The organism is Paraburkholderia humisilvae (assembly GCF_902859855.1).
Classification (GTDB): domain Bacteria; phylum Pseudomonadota; class Gammaproteobacteria; order Burkholderiales; family Burkholderiaceae; genus Paraburkholderia; species Paraburkholderia humisilvae.
Window position 1 is genome coordinate 1 of the sequence record NZ_CADIKH010000203.1, and the last position, 3,642, is coordinate 3,642.

At 62.0% G+C, this 3,642-nt stretch carries 5 protein-coding genes; 2 read left to right on the plus strand and 3 right to left on the minus strand.

Translation table 11 applies throughout. The annotated features are described in order from the left end of the window. Both HV796_RS40705 and HV796_RS40710 read left to right on the plus strand, forming a co-directional pair. A partial coding sequence (locus tag HV796_RS40705; protein WP_175233342.1) for a chromate transporter occupies positions 1–350 on the plus strand: 350 nt, incomplete at its 5' end. Next, entirely contained in the window at positions 347–877 is a 531-nt protein-coding gene (locus HV796_RS40710; RefSeq protein WP_175233343.1) for a chromate transporter, read from the plus strand. The genes HV796_RS40705 and HV796_RS40710, both read left to right, overlap by 4 nt. A 69-nt stretch (positions 878–946) precedes the next feature. On the opposite strand, the gene HV796_RS45760 is transcribed toward HV796_RS40710, so the two are convergent. The 3 genes from HV796_RS45760 to HV796_RS40720 all read right to left on the minus strand — a co-directional run. Then, positions 947–1,144 (minus strand): hypothetical protein, encoded by a 198-nt coding sequence (locus HV796_RS45760; RefSeq protein WP_343053087.1) that lies wholly within the window; start codon positions 1,142–1,144, stop codon positions 947–949. Positions 1,145–1,257: 113 nt separating this feature from the next. Further along, on the minus strand, positions 1,258–1,692 hold the full coding sequence (locus tag HV796_RS45050; protein WP_246356354.1) for a winged helix-turn-helix domain-containing protein: 435 nt from the start codon (positions 1,690–1,692) through the stop codon (positions 1,258–1,260). 283 nt (positions 1,693–1,975) lie between these two features. Further along, positions 1,976–3,642, minus strand: a 1,667-nt coding sequence (locus HV796_RS40720) for a hypothetical protein (RefSeq protein ID WP_175233344.1), incomplete at its 5' end; no start/stop codon positions are given.

A 3,642-nucleotide genomic window follows, 5' to 3' on the forward strand; every position in this document is an offset into this window, starting at 1 on the left:
GTGGATGGCGCGGCGCGCTGGCGGGCCTGCTCGGGCTGATCGCCGGGCCGTCGCTGATCGTGATCGCGCTCGGCGTGCTGTATGAGCACACGCAGAACGATCCGCACGTGAGGCATCTGTTCGCGGGCCTCGCGGCCGCCGCGTCGGGCCTGCTGATCGCGATGGCGGCGAAAATCCTGATGCCGCTGCGGCGCAACCCGATGGCGGCGGGCATTGCCGCGCTCGGCTTCGTCGCGATTGCGGTGTTCCGCTTTCCGTTGCTGCCGACGATGCTGATACTGACGCCGCTTAGCATCGCGCTCGCGGCGCATGCCGCAAGGTTGGCTAACGAAAGGGGCGCACGACAATGATCGTCACACTCGTCGCGCTTGCGCTGATTTTCAGCCAGCTTTCGCTACTCGCGTTGGGTGGCGGCAATACGATTCTGCCGGAGATGCAGCGCCAAGTCGTCGACGTGCATCACTGGATGCCGGCCAGTGACTTCAGCGCACTCTTCGCGCTCGCTCAGGCGGCGCCGGGGCCGAACATGATGGTCGTCACGCTGGTCGGTTGGCATGTGGCCGGGTGGGCTGGCGTGCTCGTGACGTCGATCGCGAAGTTCGGGCCGTCGTCGCTCGTTACTGCGCTCGAGTTGCACGCGTGGGAGCGTTTCAAGGACCGGCCGTGGCGCAGCATCGCGCAGAAGGGGCTCGTGCCGGTCACGGCAGGCCTTGTTGCGGCGAGTGCAATGCTGATCGCACGTGCTTCCAATACGAGCTGGCTTGCGTGGAGTATCACCGTGGTGTGTGCGGCGCTTGCGTTTTCGACGCGGATTCATCCGTTGTGGCTGCTGGCGGCCGGGAGTGTGATCGGGTTAGTCGGGCTGAGTCTCTTTTAGTTCGCACTACAGTCGTAACCAATTGATATCTATAATTACTGACGGGAGCATCAAATAGTGCATAGCTGCTTACGCGGCATACCGAACGTGTTTTTCCTCGAACAGGTTGCGAATCACGTGAGGCTCCTTTTGCCGACGATGCAGATGGCGGCGAACGCCGTCGATCATCTCCGCCTTGCTGGTTGGCCGACTCTTGCCGAGCGCATTGGTTTTCACGTCCCGGTTGAGCAGCTCGTCAGGATTGAGCTCCGGGCAATATCCTGGCAATTGAATCAGACGCAGACGGTGAGCATGATCGGCGACGAATCACCGGACTGCCCTGGACCGATGCACGGGATGGCCGTCGACAATCAGATAGATCTTGTGTGTGGCCTGTTTGATCATGCGCTTAGGAATTCGATGAACGTGGCGTTCCTGAACTTGCCCTCGAAGACCATGAAGTTCAATGCCCCGCGGTTGGGGATCGCCGAGATCATGTTCCAGCCGAAGCGTTGTCCCGTCGCGCGCACCACTGGCGTTTGCCCTTTGAGTGCGAAGCTCGTGCCGTTGATGTGATCACTGCGCAATCCCATTTCGTCACCCCAGTAGATCGTCGCCATCTCCCGCTTCGCCTCCTTCGCGATCTGCGCATCGTCTTCGTTCAGCCAGCGCGCGATGCTCGCATCGTTTCTCTCACATGCTCGCCGTACCGGCTTCCGGACACTCATGCCCCATGCCTTCAGGTATCGACCGACCGTCCACGCCGACACCTTGATCCCATACTTTCGCTCGATGAGCCGCGCCACCGATTCGCGGGTCCACAGGTAGAACGGCAACGCGCGAAATCCTGCTGCGTTCGCAATACACTTGGATCGGCAACCCGCTTGCTCGATACTCGCCTACAACCTCTCGCCAAGGCCGCGTGCCTCTACTACGCCGCGTTCTCGGGGGCGGTGAACTCAAAGCCGCCGCCTCTCAAGACAACCGCTCCGTTTCCTGCATGAAGATCCTCCCGTCATCGCAATGAGAGAATCGTCGGCCGTCGGCGACGTTCGCTCAATAACGGGGGTTCTCGGGCGGATACATCTGCTCATTGTTGCCGCGACACGGCCGGCCGGACTATCCCGGCTTTTCCGCTTTACTTTGCAGCGTGAATCCGAAGGCCTCGTTGAGCGCAGCGCGCGTGTTGGTCTGCAGGCCATGATGCCGGATCCCCTCGCTGACGGCCTGTTCAAGCGCGGCAGGACGCGCGCCCGCGCCGCTGCCCGTGGGCACCAGTTGCGACCATGACTGACCCTGCTCTTCCAGATGCACCAGGAACCGCCTGACGCTGGAGCGGTATCTCCGATCCAGTTCTTCGGGCAGATCCTTCAGCAGATCCTTGTGCCCCTGAAGATCCGGCGAAAGCCGAACTATTCTTGTGTCCCCTTGCAGTTTGAACCCGAAGGCCTGGTTAAGTGCAGCGCGCGTGTTGTGTTGCAAGCCATGATGCCGGATACCCTCGTTGACGGCCTGTTCAAGCGGGGAGGGACGCGCACCCGCACCGCTGCCGGCGGCCACCAGTTGCGACCATGACTGTCCCTGCTCTTCCAGATGCGCCAGGAACCGGTTGACGCTGGAGCGGTATCGATAATCCAGCTCTTCGGGCAGATCCTTCAGCAGATCCTTGTGCTCCTGAAGTTCCGGTGCAAGCCGAACTTTTTTTATGTCGCCTCGCAGCCTGAACCCGAAGGCCTGGTTGATGGCTGCGCGCGTGTTAGGCTGCAAGCCATGATGCCGGATCCCCTCGTTGACGGCCTGCTCAAGCGCAGCAGGACGCGCACCCGCACCGCTGCCTGCGGGCACCAGTTGCGACCATGACTGTTCCTGCTCTTCCAGATGCATCAGGAACCGCCTGACGCTGGAGCGGTATACAGGATCCAGTTCTTTGGGCAGATCATTCAGCAGATCCTTGTGCTCCTGAAGATCCGGCGCAAGCCGAACTATTGTTATGTCGCCTTGCAGCCTGAACCCGAAGGCCTGATTGAGCGCAGTCCGCGTGTTGGTCGGCAAGCCATGATGCCGGAGGCCCTCGTTGACGGCCTGTTCAAGCGCGGCAGAACGCGCACCCGCAACGCTACCCACGGGCACCAGTTGCGACCAGGACTGACCCTGCTCTTCCAGATGCATCAGGAACCGCCTGACGCTGGAGTGGTATCTCCGATCCAGTTCCCCGGGCAGATCCTTCAGCAGATCGATGTGTTCAGGTAATGCCGGCACGAGCCGTGCACGGGGCTTTGCGCGACTGCTGCCCGGGAGGGGGGCAGCAGGCTGTCGACGCACTGGAGCGTACAGGCTGTCGTGGATCTGCTGCTCCGCATGGGAAAGCGGCAGTCCACGCGCCTGCTCCGCGTGGGCCCAGTCAACCAGCGCCGTGCCTGCCGGGTCTGCCCTCCGGCCTTGAGGTGCAACGTCAACGGACGAGCCAGAATGCGGCCTGTCGTCCAGATTCGCGAGTTCGTTGTCCACCTCATCCGCTGACAGCTGGGGCAAGCGATGGGGTTCAGGCGCCCCACCCTTCAGACCCGGAGCATTCCGCGCCTGCTGCCACTGGCCACCCCGGTTTTCCAGACGGATTGTCCGCTCCCGTGCATTGCCAGTGGCATCCACCGGATTCCATACCACATACCCTTCCGTCGACGCGGCCTCGTCTTTGGCAACCCGGTACAGCTTCGCTCCGATCTGCGCGTAGTGCGCCAGCGTTTGCGGATCCTGCCATGTCCCGCCCTCCGAGCGACGCATCGCCA

Excerpts from the sequence above, each read along its gene's own strand:
- HV796_RS40710 (WP_175233343.1), top strand. The coding sequence starts at position 347 with ATGATCGTCACACTCGTCGCGCTTGCGCTGATTTTCAGCCAGCTTTCG.